At 70.4% G+C, this 23803-nt stretch carries 28 protein-coding genes; 10 read left to right on the top strand and 18 right to left on the bottom strand.

Annotation, left to right across the window (positions count from 1 at the left end; genetic code table 11):
• The first annotated feature begins 235 nt into the window (after nt 1-235).
• Nucleotides 236-619: a nuclear transport factor 2 family protein gene (locus ACFY1E_RS25365; protein WP_389079680.1), complete on the top strand. Its 384-nt coding sequence runs from the start codon at nt 236-238 to the stop codon at nt 617-619.
• A 70-nt stretch (nt 620-689) separates the two neighbouring features.
• Nucleotides 690-977 (top strand): DUF1905 domain-containing protein, encoded by a 288-nt coding sequence (locus ACFY1E_RS25360; RefSeq protein ID WP_389079678.1) that lies wholly within the window; start codon nt 690-692, stop codon nt 975-977.
• 124 nt (nt 978-1101) lie between these two features.
• On the opposite strand, the gene mgrA is transcribed toward ACFY1E_RS25360, so the two are convergent.
• On the bottom strand, nt 1102-2094 hold the full coding sequence (gene mgrA, locus ACFY1E_RS25355) for an L-glyceraldehyde 3-phosphate reductase (RefSeq protein WP_389079676.1): 993 nt from the start codon (nt 2092-2094) through the stop codon (nt 1102-1104).
• A 138-nt stretch (nt 2095-2232) separates the two neighbouring features.
• Between mgrA and ACFY1E_RS25350 the strand changes: the two genes are divergently transcribed.
• Nucleotides 2233-3126, top strand: coding sequence for a LysR substrate-binding domain-containing protein (locus ACFY1E_RS25350; RefSeq protein WP_389079675.1), 894 nt, complete (start codon nt 2233-2235; stop codon nt 3124-3126).
• A 17-nt stretch (nt 3127-3143) separates the two neighbouring features.
• Nucleotides 3144-3659, top strand: a complete 516-nt coding sequence (locus ACFY1E_RS25345; protein WP_389079674.1) for a DUF664 domain-containing protein — start codon at nt 3144-3146, stop codon at nt 3657-3659.
• Here ACFY1E_RS25345 and ACFY1E_RS25340 read toward each other — a convergent pair.
• Both ACFY1E_RS25340 and ACFY1E_RS25335 read right to left on the bottom strand, forming a co-directional pair.
• The gene (locus tag ACFY1E_RS25340) at nt 3641-4711 is read right to left on the bottom strand and encodes an adenosine deaminase (RefSeq protein ID WP_389079672.1); all 1071 of its coding nucleotides are present in this window, start codon (nt 4709-4711) and stop codon (nt 3641-3643) included. The genes ACFY1E_RS25345 and ACFY1E_RS25340 overlap by 19 nt on opposite strands.
• 50 nt (nt 4712-4761) lie before the next feature.
• Nucleotides 4762-5154: a VOC family protein gene (locus tag ACFY1E_RS25335; protein WP_389079671.1), complete on the bottom strand. Its 393-nt coding sequence runs from the start codon at nt 5152-5154 to the stop codon at nt 4762-4764.
• 290 nt (nt 5155-5444) lie between these two features.
• On the opposite strand from ACFY1E_RS25335, the gene ACFY1E_RS25330 reads away from it, so the two are divergent.
• Together ACFY1E_RS25330 and ACFY1E_RS25325 are read left to right on the top strand one after the other, a co-directional pair.
• Nucleotides 5445-6542, top strand: a complete 1098-nt coding sequence (locus tag ACFY1E_RS25330) for a sodium-dependent transporter (RefSeq protein WP_389079669.1) — start codon at nt 5445-5447, stop codon at nt 6540-6542.
• A gap of 47 nt (nt 6543-6589) precedes the next feature.
• On the top strand, nt 6590-7048 hold the full coding sequence (locus tag ACFY1E_RS25325) for a pyridoxamine 5'-phosphate oxidase family protein (RefSeq protein WP_389079668.1): 459 nt from the start codon (nt 6590-6592) through the stop codon (nt 7046-7048).
• 50 nt (nt 7049-7098) lie between these two features.
• On the opposite strand, the gene ACFY1E_RS25320 is transcribed toward ACFY1E_RS25325, so the two are convergent.
• From ACFY1E_RS25320 to ACFY1E_RS25295, 6 genes are all read right to left on the bottom strand, one after another.
• Nucleotides 7099-8004: an aldo/keto reductase gene (locus ACFY1E_RS25320; RefSeq protein WP_389079667.1), complete on the bottom strand. Its 906-nt coding sequence runs from the start codon at nt 8002-8004 to the stop codon at nt 7099-7101.
• 91 nt (nt 8005-8095) lie between these two features.
• On the bottom strand, nt 8096-8761 hold the full coding sequence (locus ACFY1E_RS25315; protein ID WP_389079665.1) for an SRPBCC family protein: 666 nt from the start codon (nt 8759-8761) through the stop codon (nt 8096-8098).
• Nucleotides 8742-9119, bottom strand: a complete 378-nt coding sequence (locus tag ACFY1E_RS25310; RefSeq protein ID WP_389079663.1) for an ArsR/SmtB family transcription factor — start codon at nt 9117-9119, stop codon at nt 8742-8744. The genes ACFY1E_RS25315 and ACFY1E_RS25310 overlap by 20 nt, the downstream gene beginning before the upstream one ends.
• 101 nt (nt 9120-9220) lie before the next feature.
• Entirely contained in the window at nt 9221-10543 is a 1323-nt protein-coding gene (locus tag ACFY1E_RS25305) for an aldehyde dehydrogenase family protein (RefSeq protein WP_389079662.1), read from the bottom strand.
• A gap of 121 nt (nt 10544-10664) precedes the next feature.
• The gene (locus tag ACFY1E_RS25300) at nt 10665-11861 is read right to left on the bottom strand and encodes an RNA polymerase sigma factor (protein WP_389079661.1); all 1197 of its coding nucleotides are present in this window, start codon (nt 11859-11861) and stop codon (nt 10665-10667) included.
• Nucleotides 11861-12217 carry a YciI family protein gene (locus ACFY1E_RS25295; RefSeq protein WP_389079659.1) on the bottom strand — a complete coding sequence of 119 codons (357 nt, stop codon included), beginning with the start codon at nt 12215-12217 and terminating at the stop codon, nt 11861-11863. The genes ACFY1E_RS25300 and ACFY1E_RS25295 overlap by 1 nt, the downstream gene beginning before the upstream one ends.
• A gap of 97 nt (nt 12218-12314) precedes the next feature.
• Between ACFY1E_RS25295 and ACFY1E_RS25290 the strand changes: the two genes are divergently transcribed.
• Both ACFY1E_RS25290 and ACFY1E_RS25285 read left to right on the top strand, forming a co-directional pair.
• Nucleotides 12315-13370 (top strand): acyl-CoA dehydrogenase family protein, encoded by a 1056-nt coding sequence (locus ACFY1E_RS25290; protein WP_389079658.1) that lies wholly within the window; start codon nt 12315-12317, stop codon nt 13368-13370.
• The gene (locus tag ACFY1E_RS25285) at nt 13370-13720 is read left to right on the top strand and encodes a nuclear transport factor 2 family protein (protein WP_389079656.1); all 351 of its coding nucleotides are present in this window, start codon (nt 13370-13372) and stop codon (nt 13718-13720) included. Before ACFY1E_RS25290 ends, ACFY1E_RS25285 begins: the two co-directional genes overlap by 1 nt.
• On the opposite strand, the gene ACFY1E_RS25280 is transcribed toward ACFY1E_RS25285, so the two are convergent.
• The 6 genes from ACFY1E_RS25280 to ACFY1E_RS25255 all read right to left on the bottom strand — a co-directional run bounded on the left by ACFY1E_RS25280 (nt 13717) and on the right by ACFY1E_RS25255 (nt 19296).
• Nucleotides 13717-14862, bottom strand: a complete 1146-nt coding sequence (locus ACFY1E_RS25280) for an LLM class flavin-dependent oxidoreductase (protein ID WP_389079654.1) — start codon at nt 14860-14862, stop codon at nt 13717-13719. The genes ACFY1E_RS25285 and ACFY1E_RS25280 overlap by 4 nt on opposite strands.
• Before the next feature lie 34 nt (nt 14863-14896).
• Nucleotides 14897-16081, bottom strand: a complete 1185-nt coding sequence (locus tag ACFY1E_RS25275) for an SfnB family sulfur acquisition oxidoreductase (protein ID WP_389079653.1) — start codon at nt 16079-16081, stop codon at nt 14897-14899.
• A gap of 5 nt (nt 16082-16086) precedes the next feature.
• Complete coding sequence (gene ssuE, locus ACFY1E_RS25270; RefSeq protein WP_389079651.1) at nt 16087-16641, bottom strand: NADPH-dependent FMN reductase; 555 nt, start codon at nt 16639-16641, stop codon at nt 16087-16089.
• A gap of 94 nt (nt 16642-16735) precedes the next feature.
• Complete coding sequence (locus tag ACFY1E_RS25265) at nt 16736-17953, bottom strand: acyl-CoA dehydrogenase family protein (RefSeq protein WP_389079650.1); 1218 nt, start codon at nt 17951-17953, stop codon at nt 16736-16738.
• A 31-nt stretch (nt 17954-17984) separates the two neighbouring features.
• Nucleotides 17985-19106, bottom strand: coding sequence for a dimethylsulfone monooxygenase SfnG (gene sfnG / locus ACFY1E_RS25260; protein ID WP_389079649.1), 1122 nt, complete (start codon nt 19104-19106; stop codon nt 17985-17987).
• 112 nt (nt 19107-19218) lie between these two features.
• Nucleotides 19219-19296: a putative leader peptide gene (locus ACFY1E_RS25255; protein ID WP_350786652.1), complete on the bottom strand. Its 78-nt coding sequence runs from the start codon at nt 19294-19296 to the stop codon at nt 19219-19221.
• A 144-nt stretch (nt 19297-19440) separates the two neighbouring features.
• On the opposite strand from ACFY1E_RS25255, the gene ACFY1E_RS25250 reads away from it, so the two are divergent.
• Nucleotides 19441-20358 (top strand): LysR family transcriptional regulator, encoded by a 918-nt coding sequence (locus ACFY1E_RS25250; RefSeq protein ID WP_389079648.1) that lies wholly within the window; start codon nt 19441-19443, stop codon nt 20356-20358.
• 11 nt (nt 20359-20369) lie between these two features.
• Here ACFY1E_RS25250 and ACFY1E_RS25245 read toward each other — a convergent pair whose 3' ends face one another.
• Entirely contained in the window at nt 20370-20534 is a 165-nt protein-coding gene (locus ACFY1E_RS25245; RefSeq protein ID WP_266964205.1) for a hypothetical protein, read from the bottom strand.
• A gap of 238 nt (nt 20535-20772) precedes the next feature.
• On the opposite strand from ACFY1E_RS25245, the gene ACFY1E_RS25240 reads away from it, so the two are divergent.
• Nucleotides 20773-21216, top strand: a complete 444-nt coding sequence (locus ACFY1E_RS25240) for an SPW repeat protein (protein WP_389079647.1) — start codon at nt 20773-20775, stop codon at nt 21214-21216.
• A gap of 74 nt (nt 21217-21290) precedes the next feature.
• Here ACFY1E_RS25240 and ACFY1E_RS25235 read toward each other — a convergent pair whose 3' ends face one another.
• Together ACFY1E_RS25235 and ACFY1E_RS25230 are read right to left on the bottom strand one after the other, a co-directional pair.
• Nucleotides 21291-22061 (bottom strand): ArsR/SmtB family transcription factor, encoded by a 771-nt coding sequence (locus ACFY1E_RS25235; protein ID WP_389079645.1) that lies wholly within the window; start codon nt 22059-22061, stop codon nt 21291-21293.
• Between the two features lie 165 nt (nt 22062-22226).
• Nucleotides 22227-23684 (bottom strand): APC family permease, encoded by a 1458-nt coding sequence (locus tag ACFY1E_RS25230; protein WP_389079644.1) that lies wholly within the window; start codon nt 23682-23684, stop codon nt 22227-22229.
• Nucleotides 23685-23803: the final 119 nt, after the last annotated feature.

The following is a 23803-nucleotide window of genomic DNA, read 5'->3' as shown; positions in this document are numbered from 1 at the left end:
GTGAAGTCCCTTGACTGTTGAGTATGTTCACTACTGAACCACTGTCACCACGACTTTCCGGCCAGTCTCCTGGCATATTCACAGGGGCAGTTGGCCGAAACCCAGCGAATGTTCCATTACCCGAGGGGTAATCGACGATCCCTCGCGGGCCGGGCATGGTGGTCACACCGGATCGCCGCAACCGCGAATCCGGGTCCTGACCAGCAGCTACGACCTCGATGGAGGCTGATTTCCCATGTCCGCGAACACCGACCGTCACGAGAACGCCGTCGCCCGCTACTTCGAGGCCTGGAACGCGGGCGAACCGGAGGCACTGGCGAAGGCGGTCGCCGCCGCCTGGGCGACGGACGGCACCTACGCCGACCCGCTCGCCGCCGTCAGCGGCCACGAGGACATCGCGGCCCTGATCACCGCGGCACACGCGCAGTTTCCGGGTTTCACCTTCCGGCTGACCGGCGCCGTGGACGGCCACCACGACACGGCGCGTTTCTCCTGGGAGCTGGTGAGCGAGGCCGACGGCTCGGCGCCGGTGGCCGGCTCCGACGTGATCACGCTGGACGCGGACGGCCGTATCCGCTCGGTGCTCGGCTTCCTGGACCGGGTGCCCGCCGGGGCGTGAGCCGCGCGATGAGTTTTCGCGCTCGCGGCGGTCTCCCAGGTAGGTGACCACCGCGAGCGGAGGAGCAGTCATGACCACGACCACCGAGCTGGACGAGAGGTTCACCGCCGTCCTGCGCAAGAGCCCGAACGACGGCGGCTGGACCTATCTCGTCTGGCCGAAGAGCGTCGAGTTCTTCGGCACCCGCGGGCTCGTCAAGGTCCGCGGCACGATCGACGGGCGCCCCTTCCGCAGCTCGTTCATGGCCTTGGGCGACGGCACGCACAAACTGCCGGTGAAGGCCGACCTCCGCAAGGCCATCGGGAAGGGCGAGGGCGACCGGGTCACCGTGCACCTGCAGGAGCGGCTCAGCTCCTGACGGCCCTGGGTGGCACCGGGCGCGGCCCCGGCCGGGGAGGCGTTTGAAGGCGCCGGGGCGAGCAGCCGACGCGCTGCCCGAGCCGCGTCGGACAGCACGTCGGCCGCGTCGTACGGCGAGGGGCCTACGGCTGGATGATCGCGTCGATGCGGGCCAGTTCTTCGGCGTCGAAGTCCAGGTTGCGGGTGGCCGCGACGCTGTCCTCGATCTGCTGCGCGCTGCTCGCACCGACCAGCGCGGAGGTCACCCGGCCGCCGCGCAGCACCCAGGCGAGGGCCAGCTGGGCGAGGGTCTGGCCGCGGCCCTTGGCGATCTCGTCGAGGGCGCGCAGCTTGTCGACGAGGTCCGCGGTGACCGCGTCCGAGTTGAGGAAGGGGCTGTCGCTCGCCGCCCGCGAGCCCTCCGGGATGCCGTCGAGGTAGCGGGAGGAGAGCAGGCCCTGCTCCAGCGGGGAGAAGACGATGGAGCCGACCTGGAGCTCGTCCAGGGCGTCCAGGAGGCCTTCCTCCTCGGGCCGGCGGTCCAGCATCGAGTAGCGCGGCTGGTGGATCAGCAGCGGAGTGCCCAGCTCACCGAGGATGCGGGCGGCCTCGCGGGTCTGCTCGGCCGAGTAGTTGGAGATGCCGACGTACAGCGCCTTGCCCTGCTGGACCGCCGAGTGCAGGGCACCCATCGTCTCCTCCAGGGGAGTCTCCGGGTCGGGGCGGTGCGAGTAGAAGATGTCGACGTAGTCCAGGCCCATCCGCGCCAGGCTCTGGTCCAGCGAGGACAGCAGGTACTTGCGGGAGCCCCACTCGCCGTACGGGCCGGGCCACATGAGGTAGCCGGCCTTGGTGGAGATGACCAGTTCGTCGCGGTACGGAGCGAAGTCCGTCTTCAGGAACTCACCGAGCGCGGACTCGGCCGCACCGGGCGGCGGGCCGTAGTTGTTGGCCAGGTCGAAGTGGGTGACGCCGAGGTCGAAGGCGCGGCGCAGGATGGCCCGCTGGGTCTCGACCGGACGGTCGGGACCGAAGTTGTGCCACAGGCCGAGCGAGATCGCGGGGAGCTTCAGGCCGCTGCGTCCGGTGCGCCGGTAGGGCAGGTCCGCGTAACGGTCGGGGTGTGCGGTGTACAACGCGACTCCAGAGGGGTTGGCACACGGTTTCCCGGTTCCCGGAAGGTGAGGGAGGCCGGCACCCCATATCTTTCGCGACCTGCGAGCAGTGGTCCAACAGGAGAATGCGATGGGATTGAGCGGATAGGCTTCTCAATTATGGAACTGCGCCATCTCCAGCACTTTGTCGCGGTCGCCGAGGACCAGCATTTCACCCGGGCGGCAGAACGGCTGATGGTGTCCCAGTCGGGGCTGTCGGCCTCGATCCGGGCGCTGGAGCGGGAGTTGCAGACCCCGCTGTTCGTACGGACGACCCGCAGGGTCACGCTCACGGAGGCGGGGCGGGCGCTGCTCGGCGAGGCGGAGCGGATCCTGGCGCAGGTGCGGTCCGCGCACGAGGCGGTCGCCGCCGTGCAGGGCGTACTGCGCGGCACGCTCGCGCTGGGCACCGAGCAGTGCATCGCGGGGGTGGACGTGGCGGGGCTGCTCGCCGCGTTCCGGCGGCGGCATCCGGATGTGGAGATACGGCTGCGGCAGGCCGGCTCGGGCGCGCTGGCGGAGGAGGTCGCGGCCGGGCGCCTGGACCTGGCCTTCGCCTACCGGACGCAGGCGGACACCGACCAGCTGCGCTCGGTGTCGCTGACCGGTGAGCCGATGACGGTGCTGTGCCATCCCACTCACCGTCTGGCGACGGGCGGCGCGGCGGTCACGCCGGAGGAGCTCGGCGGGGAGGTGTTCGTGGACTTCCACCCGGACTGGGGGCCGCGCCGCACCACCGACACGGCCTTCGCGGCGGCGGGCGTCCGGCGCACCGTGGCGCTGGAGGTCAACGACGTGCACAGCCTGCTGGACCTGGTCGACGAGAACCTCGGCATCGCGGTCGTACCCCGGCACTTCCGGCACAAGCGGGAGGCGCTCACCGCCCTGCCGGTGAAGGGCACCGGCGAGGCGGTCTACGAGACGGTGGCGCTGCTCCCGCCGCCACAGGCGACCAGTCCCGCGGCCCGGGCGCTGATGGCGCTTCTGGAGCAGGGCACGCACGACGGGCCGTAATGCGCGATGGTGGATGCATGCATGCCAAGGACATCCTCATCGACGGGTTCAACCGCATCCAGGAAGAAGTCCACGCAGCCGTAGAGGGCCTGGGCCCCGACGACCTCAACGCCCGCCCGTACAAGGCCGGCAACTCCATCGCCTGGCTCGTCTGGCACCTCACCCGGGTCCAGGACGACCATGTGGCCGACGCCTTCGGGCTCGACCAGGTGTGGCTCGCGCAGGACTGGGAGAAGCGCTTCGGGCTGGATCTCCCGCGCCGCGACACGGGCTACGGGCACAGTTCCGCCAAGGTGGCCAAGGTGCGGGTCGACTCCGGCGACCTGCTGACCGGCTATTACGACGCCGTGCACGAGCAGTCCCTCGGCGCCCTGCGTGAGCTGGCCGCCAAGGATCTCGAGCGCATCGTCGACGAGAACTGGGATCCGCCGGTCACCCTGGGCGTGCGGCTGGTGAGCGTCCTGTCCGACGACCTTCAGCACATCGGACAGGCGGCCTATGTACGGGGACTGGTTCAGAGCGCGGCTTCGTAGCCCGGCAGGACGACGCCCTCGATGAGGGCCCTGCGCTCGTCGAACGGGATGAACGCGCTCTTGAGCGCGTTGACCGTGACCGTGCGCAGGTCCTCGGCCGTCCAGCCCGCCTGCTCCACCAGCAGCGCCATCTCACGGGTCATGGTGGTGCCCGACACCAGACGGTTGTCGGTGTTCAGCGTGACGCGGAAGCCGAGGTCCTTCAGGGCCGTGATCGGGTGCTCGGCGATCGACGTGGCGCAGCCGGTCTGCAGGTTGGAGGTCGGGCACATCTCCAGGGCGATCCGGCGATCCCGGACCCAGCCCGCCAGCCGGCCCAGCTTGCCGTCGACGATGTCCTCGGTCAGGCGCACACCGTGGCCGAGGCGCTGGGCGCCGCACACCTGCAGCGCCTGGTGGATGCTGGGCAGACCGAACGCCTCGCCGGCATGGATGGTGAAGGGCACGCTCTCGCGGCGCAGATGCTCGAAGGCGTCCAGGTGATCGGCGGCCGGGAAGCCGTCCTCGGCACCGGCGATGTCGAAGCCGACCACGCCCGCGTCGCGGAAGGCCACAGCGAGGTCGGCGGCCTCCCGCACCCGGTCGAACATCCGCATGCCGCACAGCAGGGTGCCCACGCGGGCCGGCGTGCCCGCGGCAGCGGCCTTGGCCATACCGGCGGCGAGGCCCTCCTGGACGGTCTCGACGACCTCGGCCATCGTCAGGCCGCCGCGGGTGTTCAGCTCCGGGGCATAGCGCACCTCGCCGTAGACGACCCCGTCCGCGGCCAGGTCGAGGACGTACTCCTCGGCGACGCGCAGCAGGCCCTCACGGCTCTGCATGACGGCGAGAGTGTGCTCGAAGGTGGCGATGTAGCGCACCAGGTCACCGGAGTTGGCGGCTTCGACGTACCAGGCGGCCAGCTCGTCCGGGTCGGTGGTGGGCAGGGCGTGGCCCACCTCGGCCGCGAGTTCCACCACGGTGGCGGGGCGCAGGCCGCCGTCGAGGTGGTCGTGCAGGACGGCCTTGGGCAGGCGGCGGATCACTTCGGCGTCTACGCGCGTTGCAGTCATGGCGAGGGCTTTCCTTGAGCAGTGGTTCCAAGCGGCGGGGCGGAGGGTCGTCAGTCGGCGGGCTGGAGCAGGTCCCAGCGGTTGCCGTACAGGTCCTGGAAGACGGCGACCGAGCCGTAGGGCTCGTGGCGCGGCTCCTCCAGGAAGGTCACGCCGGCGGCGAGCATGTGGGCGTGGTCGCGGGTGAAGTCGTCGGTGTGCAGGAAGAAGCCGACGCGCCCGCCGGTCTGGTCCCCGAGCCGGGCGCGCTGCGCCTCGTCCTTGGCACGGGCCAGCAGCAGGGCGGTGCCCGCGGCCTCGGCGCCGGGCTGGACGACGACCCAGCGGGAGCCGTCGGGCCGGGGCGTGTCCTCGACGAGCCGGAAGCCGAGGGCCTCGGTGTAGAAGCGGATCGCCTCGTCATAGTCGTCGACGACGAGGGTGACCAGGGCGATGCGTCTCATCGGGGCCTTTCGCGAGGTCGGAGAGTGGTTGACGGGTGAGGTTATACGTAAAACCCCGAGGTGCGCCAGTCAGCCTCTGTCAGTGCGGTCGTCTACAGTTCAGTAGACCGTCTACATGGCTGTAGTCACTCGGTCGCGGCGTGCTGTCGCACCCGCACCGACCACACGAAAGGGGCAGCCCACCATGACCGCAGGGCCCCGCGCACACCCGCACGCGAGCACCCCGGTGGGCCGCTTCGCGATACCGGCGCTCCTTCTCCGCCCCAGCCCCACGACGGAAGAGCGCCGCCATGAGCCTTCGCCCCGCGAAGACCACCGCCGACCACCAGCTGCGACCGCCCCGGCCACTTCGCACGTTCGCCCCGCTCCGGCGCCATCTCGGCGCGGCGATCGTCCTGGCCTACGCGGCCGCGGCGCTGCTGCCCGCTCCCGGCCTGTGGCTGCGGCACCCGCATCCGATCGGCATCCCCGGTCTCGCTGAACTCTCCCTGGGGACACCGCAGTCACTCCTCGCGTTCGTGCTGTTCAGCGCCGGCCTCCAGGTGCCGCTGCGTGAGTTGCGGCTGCTGCTGAGGCGCCCGGCCGCTCTGGTCGCCGGGCTCGTGCTGCACGTGGTGGCGCCGTTGTTGATCGTCCCCGGGGTCGCGTTCGCGCTGCGGCACTCCCCCGACCAGGACGGCGGCAGCGGCATGGTCGCCGCGATGATCCTGATCGTCGCGATGCCGGTGGCGGCCGGGGCGACGGTGTGGACCGCCAAGGGGGACGGCGACCAGCCGACGGCTGTCGGACTGGTCCTCGCCTCCACGCTGGTCAGCCCGCTGACGGTGCCTTTGACCCTGGCGGCGCTGTGCCCGCTGCTGCGCGGCGAGTACGCGGGCCGGCTGGCCGACGCGGCGCAGACCGCCGGGCATGCCTTCGCGCTCACCTCGGTCGTGCTGCCCTGCGGTGCGGGCCTGCTGTGCCGGTTGCTCCTGCCCCGGCGGGCGTCGGAGGGGCTCGTCGGCGCCGCCGTCGCCGTGACGCTCCCGGCCTCCCTGCTGCTGACATATGTGAACGCCAGCGGCGTGCTGGGGCCGTTCCTGCGTCACCCGCGCCCGGCGCTGCTGGCCGGTGCGCTGGCCGTGGCGGCGACCGTGTGCGGGCTGTCCTTCATGCTCGGGCGGGTCGCCTCCCACGCCCTGCGGCTGGATGCGAGAACCGGCGCGTCCGTGACGCTGGCCTGCGGGATGAACAACAGCAGCGCCAGTGCCGTCCTCATCACGACGACGCTGCCCGACCGTCCGCACATCCTGCTGCCGGTGCTGGCGTACGGGCTGCTGCAGAAGGTGGCGGCGGGGCGGGTGGTGCGCGGGTTCGGCCCCCGGAGAAGAGGAGGCCCACGGACTTAGGGCTGCAGCCCGAGGTGCGATGCGGGACGCGCCGGTAGCGTCCGGGCATGAAGATCACCGAGCCGCCCCGCAGCGTCGGGCAGCGCAAGCAGGACGTACTGGCCCGACTGGCGCGGGAGCGGGACATCTGGGTCGCCACCGCCGACGAGGGCGGGCTGCCGTGCCTGGTCGCGCTGTGGTTCGCCTGGGACGGGGAGTCGGTCTGGATGTCCACCCGGGTCACCAACCCCACGGGCCGCAATCTGCGCGATGGCGGGCGCACCCGGCTGGCGTTCGGCGACACGCAGGACGTGGTGCTCGTCGACGGGGATGTGGAGACGTTCACCGGGCAGGACGTGCCGGCCGCGGCGGCCGACGCGTTCGTGGCGAAGACGGGGTGGGATCCGCGTCAGGACAGCGCGTCGTACGCCTTCTTCCGGGTGCGGCCGCGTGGTGTGCAGGCCTGGCGAGGCGGGCCTGAGCTGCCCGGGCGGCATCTGATGCGGGACGGCGTGTGGGTGGTCTGAGACGAGGTGGCGCGGCGGCTGAGGGCCCCCCGCCGAGGGCCCCCTCGGCCTCAGTCGGCCTTGCTGTGCAGGGCGTTGAGCCGCTCCAGCTCGTCGGCGGTGAGACGGAGCGATCCTGCTGCCACGTTCTCGGCCAGGTGGTCGGGGTTGCCGGTGCCGGGGATGGCCAGGACGTGCGATCCCTGGTGCAGCGTCCAGGCGATGCGGACCTGGCTCGGGCTCGCGTCGTGGGCGCGGGCGACGGCGAGCACTTCCTCGTCGTAGGTGGTGCTCGCGCCCTTCGCCCCGCCGTCGCCCGCGACGGCGAAAAACGGTACGAAGGCGATGCCCTGTTCGCCGCAGAGGCGCAGGACTTCGTCGGTGGCGGGGTCGTGGTGTTCGAGCCCGTACCGGTTCTGTACGCACACCACCGGCGCGATGGCCTGCGCCTCGGCAAGGTGCCGGGGCTCGACGCCGGATATGCCCAGGTGCCGGATGAGTCCCGCCTCGCGCAGTTCGGCCAGCGCGCCGAAGTGCTCGGCGATCGAGTCCTGCTCGGTGCGGCGGAAGTTGACGACGTCGAGGTGGTCTCGGCCGAGCTGGCGCAGGTTCTCCTCCACATGACCGCGCAGCTGGTCGGGGCGGGCCGGACTGCCCCACTCCCCCCAGTAGTTGCGGTAGGGGCCGACCTTCGTGGTGATGACGAGTTCGTCGGGGTACGGGGCCAGGGCGCTGTTGATGATCTCGTTGGCGGACCGCAGCTGGGAGAAGTAGAAGGCAGCGGTGTCGATGTGGTTCACGCCGAGCTCGATCGCCCGGTGCAGCACGGCGATCGAGCGCCCGCGGTCGCTGGGTGTCCCGTGGTGGAAGGCGGCGCTGCCCGTCAGCCGCATCGCTCCGAAGCCGATGCGGTTGACGGTCAGGTCGCCGAGTTTCCACGTACCCGCAGCGTCCGCGGTGATCGTTTGGGAGGTCATCGGGGGAGTTTCGCACAGGCGCGGCCCCCCGACGCGGGGACTTTGCGGATACGTGTACGAAGTCGAGGGCAACGGTCGACAGGAGAGGCGGTCAGCCGGCGACCCCTTCACCGGGGTCGCCGCCCTCGCCCGCTCCCGTGTAGGCCGCCGTGGTCCGGTCCGCGGCCTCACGTGCCGTTTTCTCGTCCTCGCCGCCGGCCACGTTCGCCGTGTACCAGGCTTCGCTGCTGGACGTCATGAAGCGACGGCCCTCGTCCGAGCCCATCCAGGCCATGAATTCCTTCGGGTCGACGGCCGCGCCACCGCTCCCCAGGTGCAGGGTGAGTCCCCGGACCATCAGGTCCCATCCCACGCCGACCGCGCCCGGGCCGAACTCCGCCCACTTCGTGTCGTCGACATGGGCGATGTGCTCCAACTGGAAGCGCGTGCCGTCCTCTTCGGAGGTCAGATGCAGCTCGATCCAGCTGACCTCGCCGCCGTACTCCCAGGTTGCGGAGAAGCTCTTGGGCGGGTCGCAGTGCTCGATCACACCGCCCGCGTTGCCCTCGAGCTGATAGCGGCCTCCCAGGCGCAGTTCGCCCGTCACGGGCAGCAGCCAGCGGGGGATGCGCTCGGGGTTCGTACAGGCGTCCCACACGTCGTCGAGTGGGGCGTCGTAGGTCCGGGTCACGGTCACGACGCGTGCCTCGCCCGCCTTGAAGGTGCGACGGCCGACCTGACGGCGCACGTCGCTGATGTCATGGGTCACGTCGGTCATGGGTGCTCCTCGGGGTTTCGTCGGCATCCCGGAGTCGGCGTGCGCGTTTGCCGCGCGCCAGCTCGGTGGCCAGGGCGTCCAGATGCGGGGTCCAGAAGCGGCGGAACCGGTCGAGCCAGGCGTCTATGTCCTGCAACGGCTCGGCATTGACCGCGTACAGCCGCCGGGTTCCTTCGGGGCGGACGGTCGCGAACCCGTTCTCCCGCAGCACCTTCAGATGCTGCGACACACCCGGCTGCGAGATCCCGAACTCCTCCCGGATGACCTCACAGAGCGCTCCCGAGGCCATCTCCCCACCGGCCAGCAGCTCCAGGATCCGCCGGCGGACCGGGTCCCCGAGCACATCGAAGGCGTGCATGCGGCGACTATATCAGCAATCGCTTATATAAGCAGAGTCCGATATTTGGGTTCGAAAAACGCCCGGCCGCGTCGCACGGCCGGGCGCTCTCCTCGCCGGATTCAGCTCAGCGGCTTGTGCAGCACCGCCTTGCGGTGGCTGAACGTCTCGATCGAGTAGCGGCCGTGGTAGCTGCCCATGCCGCTCTCGCCCACGCCGCCGAAGGGCAGGTCCGAGACGGTGAGATGGGCCAGCGGCAGGCCGTGACCGAGAGCGCCGGAGGACGTCTCGGCGGCGATCCGGCCTCGGGTCTCCTCGGACTCCGAGAAGACGTACAGGGCGAGGGGCTTGTCGCGGTCGTTGATGAATTCGATCGCCGCGTCCAGGTCCGGCACGGTGACGATCGGCAGGATCGGCCCGAAGATCTCTTCCTGCATGACGGGCGCCTTGGGGTCGACGTCGGCCAGGACGGTCGGTGCGATGTACTTCGTCGTACGGTCGCTGCTGCCGCCGACGACGAGGCGGCCCGAGTCGAGCAGGCCGGAGAGCCGGTCGAAGTGCCGTTCGTTGACGATCCGGCCGTATTCGGCGGAGGCGGAGGGGTCGCTGCCGTACAGCGCCTCGACGGCGCGGGTGAACGCGGGTTCCAGGGCGGCGGCGGTGGCCGGATCCGTCAGGACGTAGTCGGGGGCGACACAGGTCTGCCCGGCGTTGAGGAACTTGCCACGGGCCAGCCGGTCCGCGACGACGTCGAGGTCGGTGCCGCGGTCGACGAACGCCGGGGACTTGCCGCCCAGTTCGAGGGTGACCGGGGTGAGGTGCTCGGCGGCGGCGCGCATGACGATGCGACCGACGGCGCCGTTGCCGGTGTAGAAGATGTGGTCGAGGCGCTCGGCCAGCAGAGCCGTGGTCTCCGGGATGCCCCCCTCGACGACGGCGACCGCGTCGGTGTCGAGGTAGGCGGGCAGCAGACGGGCGAGCGCGGCGGAGGTGGCGGGAGCCAGTTCGCTCGGCTTGGCGACCACCGCGTTGCCCGCGGCGAGGGCGCCGACCAGCGGGGCGAGCAGGAGCTGGGCGGGGTAGTTCCAGGGGGCGATGACGAGGACGACGCCGAGCGGGTCGTACTGCGTCCAGGCGCTCGCGTCCGCGCCGAGGCGGGTCGGGACCGGGGCCGCTTCGGGGCGCAGCCAGTCGGCGAGGTGGTCGAGGGTGTGGTCGATCTCGCGGATCGTGAAGTCGATCTCGGTGCGGTGGGCCTCGGTGGAGCTCTTGCCGAGGTCGGCGTGGAGGGCGGCGGCCAGGTCGGGTCCGTTCTCGGTGAGCATCTCGCGCAGGCGGCACAGCTGGGCGGTGCGCCACTCGACGGGCTTGGTGCGGCCGGTGCGGAAGGTGGCGCGCAGCCGGGCCACGACGTCGGCGGGCTGCTCGGGGGTGGAGTGGTTCACGATGCCTCGCTGCTGGAACGGACAGGGTCAGGTGTATATGGCAACCTTTCATACACCAAAATAAATCCCGTCGCCGGAGGACTACTTTCCGCAGCCAAGCCGTCACCGGTGGGCGAGCGCGTCACGTGCGGCCGAGATCCTGCCGCCGCCGTTCGAGATAGGTTCGTTCGGCCTGGTTCTCCGAGTGCGCGATGGCTTCCTCGTACGCCCGTACCGCCTCCGTGTCGCGCCCCAGGCGGCGCAGCAGGTCGGCGCGGACGGCATGGAAGACGTGGTAGCCGTCGAGGTCCAGCGCTTCGACGGCTTCCAGGGCTCGGCGGGGTCCTTCGGTCTCGGCGACGGCCACCGCCCGGTTCAGGGCCACGACGGGGCTCGGCGCAATGGCCAGAAGCTGGTCGTACAGCTGTCGGATCTGGCCCCAGTCGGTGGCATCGGCTGTGGGCGCGTCGCTGTGCACGGCCTGGATGGCGGCCTGGATCTGGTACGGGCCGGGCTGGTTGCGGCGCAGGCAGCGGCGGACCAGTGACTGCCCCTCAGCGATCAGCTCCCGGTCCCAGCGGCTGCGGTCCTGCTCCGGCAGCGGTACCAGCACGCCGTCCGCGTCCAGCCGGGCAGGACGGCGGGAGTCCACAAGGAGCATCAGCGCGAGGAGGCCGGTCACCTCGGGCTCGTCCGGCATCAGCTCGGACAGGAGGCGGCCGAGGCGTACGGCCTCCGCGCACAGGTCGGGGCTGCCGCCATAGCCCTCGTTGAAGATCAGGTAGACGACCGCCAGGACGCCCTTCAGGCGCTCCGGGAGGTCTGCGTCGCGGGGCACGCGGTAGGGGATGCGGGCATCGCGGATCTTCGCCTTGGCGCGGACGAGGCGCTGGGCCATCGTCGGCTCGGGCACCAGGAAGGCGCGCGCGATCTGCGGTGTGGTGAGGCCGCCGAGCAGGCGCAGGGTCAGGGCGACCTGCGCCTGGGGGGCGAGCGCCGGGTGGCAGCAGGTGAAGATCAGGCGGAGCCGGTCGTCGCGCACGGGGCCCTCCTCGGCCGGTGCGTCGGGAGTGTGCAGCAGGGCCGCCTCGGCATGGCGGGCCTCGCGGGAGGACTCGCGACGCAACCGGTCGATCGCGCGGTTGCGCGCTGTGGTGATGATCCAGCCGGCCGGGCTCGGGGGCACGCCGGTCTCCGGCCAGCGCTGCACGGCCGTCGTGAAGGCGTCCTGCACCGCTTCCTCGGCGAGGTCGATGTCGCCCAGGAAGCGGACGAGGACGGCGACGGCGCGGCCGTACTCCGCGCGGAAGACGGCCTCGACGTCGACGGGAGGGGACATCACTCCTCGGCCTGGTGCATGAACGGGCGCACCTCGATGGGCAGGGTGGTCGCCCAGGTCGCCTTCCTGCCCCACTCCAGCGCCGCGTCCAGGTCGGGGGCCTTGATCAGGCAGATGCCTCCCAGGTACTCCTTGCCCTCGGCGTAGGGCCCGTCGGTGATCAATACGTCGCCGCCCTGGGGCCGTAGCACGGTGGCCGTCTCGGGGCCGTGCAGGCCGCCGGCGAAGACCCAGGCGCCGGCCTCACGCAGTTCCGCGTGGAAGGTGTCGAGGTTGCGGACGATCTCCGCCATGGCCTCGGGCCCGGGCGGCGTTCCGTCGGTCGGTGTGATCACGCTGAGCAGGTAGTACTGCATGACGTCCTCCTTGGCACGGTGCCGTTCTCTCACCTCCTACACGAACGGCACACCCCCGGATCGACACCGCGCACGACGACATCGGGAGAATCTCCGCATGACCGCCGCAGCGCACCCTCTCGTCTCCACCGCCCGCACCCTCGCCGACGACCTCCTCGCCCCGAACGCGGCGCGCGTCGACCAGGAGGGGGTGCCCGCGAGCCATCTCGAGGCCGTCAGGCGGTCGGGGCTGTTGGGTGTGAGCGCGCCGCGCGAGTACGGCGGTGCGGGCGCCCCCGACCCGGTGGCGCGGGAGGTCCAGGAGATCCTGGCCGGGGCATGCTGCTCGACCTGGTTCGTACAGACCCAGCACCACACTCCGGTACGGCTGCTGGCGAAGTCCGAACTCCCGGTGCGGGAGCGGCTGTTGGGTCCGCTGGCCTCCGGTGAGCTGCTCGCCGGGATCGCCTACGCCCATGTCCGTGCCTTCCCCCGGGTGCCCGTGCGGGCCACGGCGGAGGGGGACGGCTGGCGGTTCGACGGCACCGTTCCCTGGTACACGGGCTGGGGGCTGAACGACGTGATGCTGCTCGCGGGCGTGACCGACTCGGCCGAGATCGTCTTCGCCTTCGCCGACGCCCGCGAACAGCCGGGGCTGCGCGCCTCGCAGCCGATGCAGCTGGCGGCGCTCACCGCCGCACGCACGGTCTCGCTGGAGTTGGACGGCCTGTGGCTGCCCGAGGACAGCGTGGTGCTGCGCACCCCCCAGGAGAAGTTCGCCCTCGTCGACCTGCCGCGGAGCACGAACGCCTCGCCGGCCGTCTTCGGGGTGGCGTACGCCGCGCTGCGTGTGCTGGAGGACGCCGGCGAGACGGAAACCGCCCGGGGGCTGCGCGGCCGCCTCGACGAGGTGCGGCGGCAGGCGTACGAGCTGGCCGATCACCCCGTCCCGCACGAGCGCATCGGGGAACGGCTGGCGCTCAAGACGCGGTCGTACGACCTCATGCGTGCGGCCACGACCGCTGCGGTCGTGGCCGGGGGCGGCCGCACCATGGACGTACGCCATCCCGCGCAGCGGCTGGCCCGCGAGGGAATGTTCCTGCTGGTGCAGGGGCAGACGTCGGTGGTGCGGCGGGCGCATCTCGATGCGCTCACGGAGATCCAGGAGGCCTGATGGCGAAGAGTCCGACCGACGTCGTCCAGGCGGCGTTCCGGTGCTACCGGTCGCAGGACCGCGAGGCGGCCCTGGCGCTCTACGCCGAGGACTTCTCCTTCACCAGTCCGCAGGACGACCACCTCGACAGGGCGGCCTTCTTCGAGCGGTGTTTCCCGACCGCGGACCGGTTCGTGGAGCAGCGCATGCTGCATGTCGTGCCCGCCGACGAGGAGCTCGTACTCGTCCACTACGAGTACGAGCTCACGACCGGCGACCGGTACCGCAATGTCGAGGCGATCATCGTCCGGGACGGGCTGGTCCGGGAGGTGCAGGTCTTCTTCGGCGGCAAGGTCGGCGCGAGGGACTAGCTCGCGAACGGCACCTGTGTCGAAGGTGCGGCCGGCTGGGCGAACGGGTGCTGCCACAGGCCCTGCGCGGCCAGGCGCGGCAGCACGCCCTCGCCGAACCAGTACGCCTCCTCCAGGTGCGGGTAGCCGGAGAGCACGAACTCCTCGATGCCGAGGGCCGCATACTCCTTGATCCGCTCGGCGACCTCCTCGTGGCTGCCGACCAGCGCGGTGCCCGCACCGCCGCGGACCAGGCCGATGCCCGCCCACAGGTTGGGGTGGATCTCCAGGCCGTCGCGGTTGCCGCCGCCGTGCAGGGCGAGCATCCGCTGCTGCCCCTCGGACTCGCTGCGGGCGAGGCCGGCCTGGACGGACTGCACGGTCTGCGGATCGAAGCCGTCGAGGAGCCGGTTGGCCTCCGCCCACGCCTGCTCGGAGGTGTCGCGGGTGATGACGTGCAACCGGATGCCGAAGCGCAGAGTGCGGCCCTCCTTGGCGGCGAGCCCCCGGATCCAGGCGATCTTCTCGGCGACCTGGGCTGGCGGCTCGCCCCAGGTGAGGTACGTGTCGACGTACTTGGCGGCGATCTCTCCGGCGATGGGTGAGGATCCGCCGAAGTAGACCTCAGGGACCGGGTCGGGCACCCGGGCGAGCTTCGCGTCCGCCACCTGGAGGTGCTCGCCGTGCAGGTCGACTGTCTTGCCCTCCCACAACGCCCGGACGATTTCCAGGAATTCGCCGGTACGGCGGTAGCGGTCGTCCTTGTCCAGGAAGTCCCCGTAGGCCCGCTGCTCGTGGCTCTCGCCGCCCGTGACGACGTTCAGGAGCAGCCGTCCACCGCTCTGCCGCTGGAAGGTGGACGCCATCTGCGCGGCCAGCGTCGGCGAGACGAAGCCGGGGCGGAAGGCGACCAGGAACTTCAGCCGTTCGGTGTGCCGGCTGACCATGGCGGTGGTCAGCCACGCATCCTCGCACCAGGCGCCCGTGGGGGTGAGCGCGCCGACGAAGCCCAGGTCCTCTGCGGCCTTGGCGATCTGGCTCAGATACGCCACCGTCGGCGGCCGGTCCCGGCCGGAGGCGGTGGCGGGGGTGCCGTGGCCGCCGCCGACGACGTGCCGGCTGTCGCCGTTGGTGGGCAGGAACCAGTGGAAGGTGAGGGACACGTGGGGTCTCCGATCAGAGGTGTCGCTGGTGTCGCTAGAGGAGGCCGTGGCGGGGCGGCCGGGTGCCGTTGAGGACGTACCGGCCGATGTGCTGGATCTTCCAGCGGGTGGGGTCGTGCAGGGTGTGGGTGCGGGCGTCGCGCCAGTGGCGGTGCAGGTTCAGGGAGTTGAGCGCCGCCCGGGTGCCGGACACCTCGAACAGGGCGCTCGTCACCTCCACCGCCGACTGCGCGGCCTGCACCTTGGCCGCGGCGACCGCGATGGACGCCTCGGCCGCCGTGTCGTCGGTGAGGTCGGTGCGCGCCGCGTCCACCGCGCGGGCGGCCTCGCGCAGGAGGGCCTCGGACGCCCGTACCTGGAGGGCGAGTTCACCGAAGCGCTGGATGAGCAGCGGGTCCTCGGCGGCGGTGTCGACACCGCTCTCGAACCAGGGGCGGCTCTTGCTGCGCACGAACTCGGCGGCTTCGGCGAGGGCACCCGCCGCGATCCCTGCGTCGATGGCGGCGTGCAGCAACTGGGCCACGGCGCCGTGCAGTTGCGGCCCCTGGAAGGTGAGGTGGTGGGGGAACACCCGGTCGGCGGGCACCTCGACACCGTCCAGGCGCACGGTTCCGCTGGCGGTCGTGCGCTGTCCCATGCCGTCCCAGTCGTCGATCACCGTCAGGCCGGGCGCTTCCCGGGGGACGTACGCGACATGCAGGTTGTCGTCCTCGGCGCGGGCCAGCACCGGGATCCAGTCGGCGAAGAGGGCCCCGGTGGAGTAGTGCTTGACCCCGGTCAGGAGGTAGGAGCCGTCCGGCTGCGGTTCCAGCCGGGTGCGGATGTCCTGGACGTGCTTGGTGCCCGCCTCGGACTGGGCGTTGCCGAAGCGGCGGCCCCCGAGCAGCTCCGCGAAGAAGAACTTCCGCTGCTCCTCGGTGCCTTGACGGCGGATCACATTGACGTAGGCGAAGTGGCTCTGCGGGATCTGGGCGAGGCTGCCGTCGGCCGAGGCGAGCAGCCGGAAGATCTCTGCGAGGGTCGCTGCGGTGACGTCCGCGCCGCCGTGCTCGGCGGGGACGGTGACCGCGAGCAGCCCGGAGGCGGACAGCCGGTCCAGCTCCTCGCGCGGGAGCCGGCGTTCGGCGTCCCGGGCGGAGGCACCGGCGCGGAACTCCTCGGCCAGGGCACCCGCGACGGCGAGGGCCTCCGCGTCGTCGGCGATGACGTGGGCGGACACGGCGCTCAGCTCGCCGCGGCCAGGAGCCGGGTACGGCCCAGGGCCGTCGAGAACTGGTCGACGACCTGGACGAGGGCCTCGGTGGCGCCCGGCGCCACGGTGAGCCGGCCGTCCTCGTGCACGGTGATGTCCTTGTCGAGGGTGAACCAGCCCTGCACGATGTGGCCGGCGCCCATGGAGGACAGGACCGGGCGCAGCGCGTAGTCGATGGCCAGGACGTGGGCGGTCGAGCCGCCGGTGGCCAGCGGCAGCACGGTCTTGCCGGTCAGCGCGTACTGCGGGAGCAGGTCGAGGAGCGCCTTGAGGACCCCGGAGTACGACGCCTTGTAGACGGGGGTGCCGACGACGACGCCGTCGGCCTGCGCGAACAGTTCGGTGGCCGCGACGATGGCGGGGTGCTTGAAGTCCGCGCCGAGCAGGGCCTCGGCCGGGATGGTGCGCACGTCGAGCGGGATCACCTCGTGGCCCTGTGCGATCAGCCTCTTGTCCAGGTGACGCAGGAGGCGGTTGGTGCGGGAGGAGGCGGAGGGGCTGCCGGAGACGGACAGGACGGTGGCCATGGGTCCTCTTTCAGGGATGCGCGGGAGTGCGCCGGGATGCGTCCTCTTGCGAGGAGGCGGGGCGCCCGCGCGCGGCGGGCGCCCCGGGGAAGGGTCAGGAGTACCAGGTGGGTTCGGGCAGTTCGCCTTCGAGGACCCAGCGGCCGACCTCGCGCCGCTTGTAGGCGACGGGGTCGTGCAGGGTATGGGTGCGGATGTTGCGCCAGAACCGGTCGAGGCCTTCGGAGGTGGCGGTGGAGCGCGCGCCGGTGACCTCGAAGATACGGTTCGCGATCTCCAGGGCGACGTCGGTGGCGCGTGCCTTGACGGCGGCCACCCGCACCTCGAAGTCGCCACGGGTCTGCTCCGTGACGGCGTCCGGGTCGTCGTGCAGCTTCTGCCCCTCGGCGGCGACGGCGTCGGCGAGCGCTTCGACCGCCCACAGCTTGGCGGTGAGGTCGCCGTAGATGTCGATCACGTAGGGCTCGTCGACCGCGCGTTCGTGGCCGCCGTGCAGCCAGGACCGGGACTTGGTGCGGGTGTAGGTGGCCGCCGTCTCCAGCGCGCCGCCCGCGATGCCCAGGTAGAAGTTGACGAAGACCAGTTGGATGGTGGGGACGTTGAGCGTGTTGTACGTGCGCGGTTGGAACTGCTTGTCGACGTAGCCGGCCGCGGAGGACCAGGGGGTGCGCACCCCGTCGAGGGTGACGCCGCCGCTCTCGGTGAGCCGCTGGCCGATGTTGTCCCAGTCGTCGTGGAAGGTCAGGCCCTCGCTGTCGGAGGGCACGATGGCGAAGACGTGGTTGTCCGTGCCCTCCAGGACGCCTTCGAGGACGGTGACGTCGGAGACCTTGCTGCCGGTGGAGAAGGACTTGCGGCCGGTGAAGACGAGGTCGTCGCCGTCCTCGGTGACGGTGACGTCCTTGTCGCGCGGGTTGACGGCTCCCCCGAAGAACCAGCGGCCGCGGCTGGCCTCGGCCTCCACCTGCTCCCACTGTTCGCGGGTGCCGACCAGACGGGCGGCCCAGAACCACAGGTAGTGGTAGCCGAGGAGCTGGCCGATGGAGCCGTCGGCCTTGGCGACCTCACGGACGACGCGGTAGGCGGTGGGCCAGTCCTGACCTGCACCGCCGTGCTCGGTGGGGCCGAGCAGGGTGACGAGCCCGGCGTCCTTCAGGAGCTGGACCTCGGCGTACGGGGTGGCTCCGGCGCGGTCGCGCTCCGCGGCGTCGGTGGCGAGGACGGCGGCGACGTCAGCGGCGCGGGAGATCCAGTCCTGGGCGGTCCGCGGGGCGGGGAGGGTGGTCCAGTCGGTGGGCGTGACGGTGCTCATGCTGATGACCTCTTCTCGCGGTGGGGGCCGGTCAGGCGTGGACGGGGACGGACTCGGGCTCCGCGTCGGGCAGTTGGGCCTCCAGTTCGCGCACGAGCGGCAGCACGCGCTTCCCGAAGTACTCGACCTCCTCGTGGTAGTGCAGGAAGCCGAGCAGCAGGAGGTCCACGCCGAGCTGCTTGTAGGCGACGATGCGCTCCGCGATCTGCTCGGGGGTGCCGATGAGCCCCGTACGGAAGCCGTCGTTGTACTGCACCAGGTCCTCGAAGGAGGAGTCCTGCCACATGCCCTTCTTGTCGCCGGTGGACTGTCCCGCCTGCTTCACCGCGGCGCCGAAGCCCTCGACGGCCTCGGTGTCCGCCTTGGCGACGATCTCGCGGAGCGTGTCACGGGCCTCGGCCTCCGTGTCACGGGCGATGAGGAAGCCGTTGAGGCCGAACTTCGGTGCCCGGCGGCCGACTTCGGCGGCGGACCTGCGTACGTCGTTGATCTGCTCGGTGACCCCGTCGAAGTCCTTGCCGTTGGAGAAGTACCAGTCGGAGACCCGGCCGGCCATGGCGCGGGCCGCGGTGGAGTTGCCGCCCTGGAAGATCTCCGGGTGCGGACGCTCGGTGGTGTTGAGGGGCTTGGGCTTGAGGGAGAAGTCGCGCAGCCGGTAGAAGTCACCGGCGAGCTCGGTGTGGTCCTCGGTCCAGATCTGGCGCAGGGCGCGGATGAACTCCTCGGAGCGGCGGTAGCGCTCGTCGTGCTCCAGCCAGGGCTCGCCGAGGGCGGTGAACTCCCCCTTGAACCAGCCGGACACGACGTTGACGGCGAAGCGGCCGTTCGAGAGATGGTCGGCGGTGGCGCCGAGCTTGGCGAGGACGCCGGGGTGCCACAGGCCGGGGTGGACGGCGGCGATGACCTTCAGACGCTGGGTGGCGAGGAGCAGGGCGAGGCTGAAGCTGGTCGACTCGTGCTGGTACTCGGCGCCGTAGCTGGCCATGTAGCGGACCTGGCTGAGGGCGTAGTCGAAGCCGTTGTTCTCGGCGAGGACGGCGAGTTCGCGGTTGTACTCGTATCCCCAGTCGGTGCGCTGCTCGATCTTGCTGGTGACGAGTCCCCCGCTGACGTTGGGGACCCAGTAGGCGAATTTCACGGGCGCGGCAGGCATGCGTGACTCCTGTTGCGGAATGTTTCCGGGCACGCCGAATTCAAGCCGTGCGAGGAGCATGGCGAATTCAGGCGGAGAAGACGGAAAAAGGCGGCGGATTCAGAGAGGTTGATCAGGCCGCAGCGCAACAGGAGGCGCTGGAGACGCGCGCGAGGTCGACATGGCGTCGCCGCGTGAGGTCCAGTCGCATCTTCATGCCGTCGATCGTGGCAGCCGGCGCTGCGGGCCGTCAAGGAAAACCCGACCGGTCTCGCATCCCGGACCATTGAATTTCACGAACGTGTGACAGGGAAACCCTTGAACACGTCGTGAAACGGGCTGCATTCTGGTGGGCGTGCGGACGGAACAACTGGAATACATCGCGGCCGTGACCCGGCTCGGCTCACTGCGCCGGGCCGCGGAGGAACTACGCCTTTCCCAGCCCGCATTGAGCGAGACGGTGCGCAATCTGGAACGCGAACTGGGCGTCGACCTGCTGGAGCGCAAGCGGTCCGGGGCGACGATGAGCGCGGAGGGCCGGGAACTGCTGCCGCACATCATCGATGTGCTGGACGCGGTGGACCGGCTGCGCAGCGCGGCGGGAGAGCAGCACAGGACCAGCCGGATGGTCAGGGTCGGCACGGTGAACGCCGCCACCGTCCCGCTGCTCATCCCGGCCGTACAGGCTTTCCGAACAGCTCATCCGATGACGCAGGTGGAGGTGGTCGGCGCCCAGCAGTCCGAGATCCACCGGGCGCTGCTGGAGGGCGGCTTCGACCTCGGTCTGGTGAACCATCTGGACGGCGACGATCTGCCCGCCGACTTCGAGAGCACCGAACTGCTGCGCGGGCGCCCGGTGTTGTGTCTGCGGCCGGACAGTCCGCTCGCCTCGCTGTCCGCCGTCACGGTGGACGATGTCCTCGACGGTCCGGAGCCGGTGATCGCGATGCGCTCCGGCTATGTCATGCACCGATACGCCCACCGGCTGCTGCGGGGCCGCTCCCCCGACTTCTCCTTCTCCACCGACGGCGCCGAAATGGGCAAGCTGATGGTGGCCGAAGGACTGGGAGCCACCCTCCTGCCGGACTTCAGTGTCATCGGCGACCCGCTGGAGCGGCAGGGCTCGATCACCTACCGTCCGATCTCCGACGACTCAACGGAGGTTCTGCTGATGCTGCAGCGCCGCCGCGCCGTCTCGGCGCCCCGGGCGGCCCAGGACCTCTACGAGGTGTTCGTGCGCAGGGCGCGCGAGTTGGGCGGCTCCCTGAGGTGAGCGTTGCCGGCTCAGTCCTCGTCGGCCGGCACCACGACGAGGAACGCGTCCGACTTGAGATCCATGATCACCGTCGCCGGCCTGCCCTCGGCGCGGCAGCGCGCCGCGTACTCCTCCGCCGGCCACGATCCGCGCGGAGCTCCCGCAGGAAACCGCTCCAACACCTTCGCGCCCATAGCGGCAGCCACCTCCATGTGTGAGACGTGCGGACACAACCCTTCTATGGTCCGCATGCCCGCGATCTGCACAGACATGTGCGGAGGCAGGAGGCGTGCCCCGCAGGCGTCCTGCCGCCGTGAGCACCCCGCTGACCACTACACATAAAGATGAAATAAGAGCAGAATGGACTTACGCGGCGCTTACCCGCATACCGCACCAGATGCGGTCAGGCCTGTGAGTCAAAGGAGACGAGTCATGGCCAACGTCTCGCCCACCAGCAGGGGGGACATCACCACCCACCCCGATGTTTCCGAAATGCGGGAACGCTATGCCCGCATGCTTGGCGGTCGCGATGTGACGCTCTTGGACGGACCGGTGTTCCTGCTCGGTCTGTACTGCGCCGTATCCCCGTGGATACTCCACTACACGACGAGCCAGCCCCCGCTGGTCACGCACAACCTCGTCGTCGGCATCGCAATCGGCCTGCTGGCTCTCGGGTTCACCCGGGCCCCCGAGCGCATGTACGGCCTCAGCTGGGCGTTCTGCGCGGTGGGCATCTGGATGATCATTGCACCCTGGGTCGTCGGCACCAGCCCGGACACCGGTGTCGCCCTCAACAACATCATCATCGGCGCACTCGCCGTGATCCTGGGGCTGATGTGCGCCGGTACGGCGGCGAGGAGCGCCCCCAGGCCGTAGGAACAGACCCGGAAGGACGGCATGAAGGCCGGTCCGCGCTCTGCGTGGACCGGCCTTCCCTCGCCCGCCACCGGTCAGTGGCCGGGCACGGACCAGGGCTGCTGCGGCAGCGGACTGCCGGTCTCCAGCAGTGACTTGAGGTTGGACAGCACCGCCGGCCAGCCGCGGGAGACATCGGACAGTGCGCCCTCGTCCCAGAGGTCCTCGTGCGTGACGGTGAGGCGGACGATGTCCTCGTGCGGTGCGATGTCGAAGGTCACCCGGGAGTACTTGTCCTCCTGCCCCTCGTGCTGGGGGTCGACCCAGGTGGTGACCAGGCGGATGGGGGGTTCGCTCTCCACGACGGTGCCGACGACGTCGGCGATGCCGGAGCCGTCCGTGCGGAGGTGTTCCCAGCGTGAGCCCTGCCGCCAGTCCGATTCATTGCGGTGACCCCAGTAGGCGGCGGTCAGGTCCGCGTCGGTGAGCGCCTCCCAGACCCTCTCCGGCGTGCTGCGAATGTAGGTGACGTAGACGTAACTGGGCTTGTCGGTCATGGTGGCTTCCTCGGCTCGTCGTTTGACATCGCTCAGCGCGCGCAGGCGCGGGCGCTCGAACTTGTCGATCCACCGCTCCTGGATCTCATGGAGCGGGACCGGGTTGAGGTAGTGCAGCTTCTCCCTCCCCCGCCGCACCGTGCCGACCAGATTTGCGTCCTCCAGGACGCCCAGATGCTGGGTCACCGACTGGCGTGTCATCGCGATGCGCTCGCACAGTTCGCCGAGCGTCTGACCGTTCTGCTCGTGCAGCCGGTCCAGCAGCCGTCTGCGGGTCTCGTCGGCGAGCGCCTTGAAGACCTTGTCCATCCCGGAGTCACTCTCTGATCGCACACTCAACGTTATGCAGGCAATTACCTGCATGTCAAGGAAGGCCGAACCAGATGACGCGACCTGCGGAACTCCCGGGTGGTCCCCGCGCCCCTCAGGGACGCGGGGACCTGCGCGACCAGACCCCACCGGCCCGCGGTTTCCTCACGCGCCCGCGGGCTCCGCGTCCGACACCGCCGGGGCCGCCAGGTACTCCTCCGTGATCTCCTTCGGGCCGAACGGCCACACCTTCTCGAAGCGCGCCCAGAGCACATACGCAACGCAGCCCAGAGCCAGCCAGGCCAGCGACCACTCGATGGGATGGCGGCCCGGCGAGTTCTTGTCCGCGTAACCGTAGATCACACACCAGCCGACGAACGCGAGGATGCTCGGCACCGGGTAGAGCCACATGCGGTACGGCCGCCGCAGGGCCGGCTGGCGCCTGCGCAGCACGCTCAGGGCGACGATCTGGGCCAGCGCCTGCACGATCACCATCACCGTCGTCAGCAGCTGGATCAGTGTCGCCAGGTCCGTGTGCCGGCCGATCAGGAAGCCCACAGCCGTGATCACGCCCATGGTCGCCAGGCCCAGCATCGGGAAGCGGTGCTTGGGGTGCAGTTTGGCGTAGGGGCGGAAGAAGACGCGTTCGCGGGCGGCGTCGTACGGCACCCTCGAGCCGCCCAGCAGGCCGGTGAAGACCGAGGCGAAGGCTGTGATCAGGATGAGGACGGTGACCGTGTCCGCCGCACCCTTGCCCCAGGTCTTCTCCAGGACCGCCGAGGCCACCGACGTGGACGCGATGTCGTCCGGGTTGGTCATGCGGTGCCAGTCGATCACGCCGAGCGTGCCGATCTGCAGCAGCAGGTAGATCGCCATGATGCCGAGGATGGAGAAGATGATCGAGCGCGGCAGAGTGCGGCCGGGGTCCTTGATCTCGGCGCCCATGTAGGCCGTGGTGTTGTAGCCGAGGTAGTCGTAGATGCCGATGGTCAGGCCGCCGGCGAAGCCGAGCCAGAAGTGGTTGCTGCCCAGGTCGAAGGCGTGCGCGGGGTAGGTGAAGGCGAGGTGCGCGCTGAAGTCCGTGGCAGCGGCCAGGATGACCAGCACCACCGAGGTGATCATGACGGCCCACATCACGGCGGTGATCCGGGCGATGTGCTCGATGCCCCGCCACAGCAGGATCACGACCAGGGCGATGATGCCGAGGCCGATCAGGTCGCCGGAGGTCTGCCCGAGGTGGGGAGCGAGATAGCCGAGGTACTGGACGAATCCCACCACGCCGGTCGACATGATCAGCGGGATGAACAGCATCGCCGTCCACACGAACAGGAACGGCATGAGCCGGCCCGTGCGGTACTGGAAGGCCTGGCGCAGATAGACGTAACTCCCGCCGGAGCCGGGCATCGCCGCGCCCAGCTCGGCCCACACCAGCCCGTCCGCGAGCGCGAGCAGCGCACCCGCGATGAAGCCGATCACTGCCTGCGGGCCGCCGAACGCGGCGACCATGAGCGGGATCGTTACGAACGGGCCGATGCCGCACATCTGGCTCATGTTGATGGCGGTGGCCTGGAACAGGCCGACGCGACGGACAAAACCACCGTTGGGTGGCGGACTACCGGACATGAGGACTCCTGAAGCACCGGGCGCTGGGCTGTCCATGACTGACCTTGGCCGGCCTTGGCTCGCCCGGCGAGGCTGTTGGCCGATAAAGTTAAGGAGCCTAACTTGATGCGTCAAGAGGC

The sequence above is a fragment of the Streptomyces sp. NPDC001604 genome (genome assembly GCF_042893475.1).
Classification (GTDB): Bacteria; Actinomycetota; Actinomycetes; order Streptomycetales; family Streptomycetaceae; genus Streptomyces.
This window is presented reverse-complemented; position numbering and strand designations above follow the sequence as displayed.